Origin of the sequence: Armatimonas sp., assembly GCF_031410135.1 — a bacterium.
Classification (GTDB): domain Bacteria; phylum Armatimonadota; class Armatimonadia; order Armatimonadales; family Armatimonadaceae; genus Armatimonas.
The window spans coordinates 1-1,743 of sequence record NZ_JANNYP010000301.1; the positions used below are offsets into that span (position 1 = coordinate 1).

Annotated in this window: 1 pseudogene; it reads left to right on the forward strand. The window is 57.3% G+C overall.

From position 1 onward, the window contains the following. Positions 1–1,743: pseudogene (locus RMO15_RS10965) on the forward strand (hypothetical protein); the annotation flags it as partial.

The following is a 1,743-nucleotide window of genomic DNA, read 5'->3' on the forward strand; positions in this document are numbered from 1 at the left end:
GACTTAGTGGACCAGCAGGCTCTTCGCACGCTCTCCACGATGACGATCTACGATGGCGTCTCGAATGGCGAGCCGCGCCAGTTTGGCTACTCTTTGGCCAAGCCGGAGCCCGGCGTTAGCTATGTCGAGGATACAGCGGTCGTCTTTGCCCGGCGTGGTGATGAGTTCAGCTCTGGCAAAGACAGAAACGCAGCGACGAACAAGCTACGTCAGTTCAAGATCATCATGGGCAGCGGCCCCGCCGCCACACGATTCTTGCTGATCAACTCCACCGACCGAAACCCGGAGGGCGAGGGCTATGTCATGGGGGCGGGCCAGGGCCAAGATGCGGTAGAGTCGTCACGCTCCTCAGCCATTACCCACACAGCTTTGCGCGTCGCCCAGGACATGTGGAAGCTCGATGACTTCCGAATCCAGCGCCTAGTAAAAAACAATATACGCAATAAAGGCATTGAGAGCCTCCACGACAACGCCAAGGAGTTTATTGCGAAGGCCGAAGCGGCACTGGCGGCCAAAGACTACCAGCGCTTCGATACCTACGCACGCGCTGCTTGGGGCTACGAGAGCCGTGCCTACCCCGATGTCACCAAGACCCAGCAGGATGTGGTCAATGGCGTGATTTTTTATCTCGCGCTGATGATTCCCTTCGCCTATTTCCTGGAGAGGCTGCTCTTTGGCTACTCGGATCTCAAGCGTCAGCTCGGGGCGGTTTTTGTGATATTCCTAGTGATCTTTGGCATCTTCGCCGCGATCCACCCTGCGTTTCGGATCACGCTCAACGCCGGAATTATCCTGCTGGCCTTCATCATGATGTCCCTCTCGGTTCTCGTGACAGTGCTGGTCTGGCAGAAATTTGAGCAGCAGCTCAAGCAGCAGTCCAAAGAGACCCAGGGCACCCACTCGCTCGATGCAGGCAAAGGCTCGATTGCGGTTGCTGCGTTTGCGCTTGGTGTGGCGAACATGCGCCGCCGCGCCACGCGAACCGCACTGACGTGTGCGACTCTGGTGTTACTGACGTTTACGGTGCTCGCGTTTACGTCTATTGTGCAGGAGCTGCGCTTCAACCAGGTGCCCGCGCCCGGTAAGCCACTCTACAATGGAATTCTCTTGCGTGATCCGAACTGGAATGCGCTCCAGCAAGTGGCCTATCGCCTGCTCGACGATGAGTTTGGGAACACGCGGCAAGTCGCCCCGCGCGGCTGGTTCTTAGGAACGCAGCCTGGTGAGCAGACGTTTCTAACGCTCAAGCGTGCCGACCGGGAATTTGGTGCGAAAGGCGGTGTGGGACTCTCTCCCAACGAGGCCAAGGTGACTCATGCGGATGAGGCACTCGCCGCCGGACGCTGGTTTGCGCCTGGTGATACCCTCGTGATGATCCTGCCACGCAAGATCGCCGATAACCTGCGGATCTCAGATGCCGATGTTACCAATGCGTCCGCAAAGGTAAGCTTCTCCGGCCAGGACTACAGCGTCATTGGGATTCTGGATCAGGACAAGTTCAAGCAGATCATGGATCACGATCAGGAGCCGCTCACCCCGGTTGACTTTGTGCAGATGCAGCAGCTCCAAAAGCAAGGCAAGACCGACAGCTCCAGCGGGTTCCAGCAGTACTTGCACCTAGACTCCGACGTGATTTTCTTTGTCCCGTATCAGACCCTGATTAACCTAGGTGGCGACCTGAGATCAGTGGCCATTGGCTATGGCGATGATGAAGGCGCAGTTGTCAAGGAGCTTAAAGAGAAC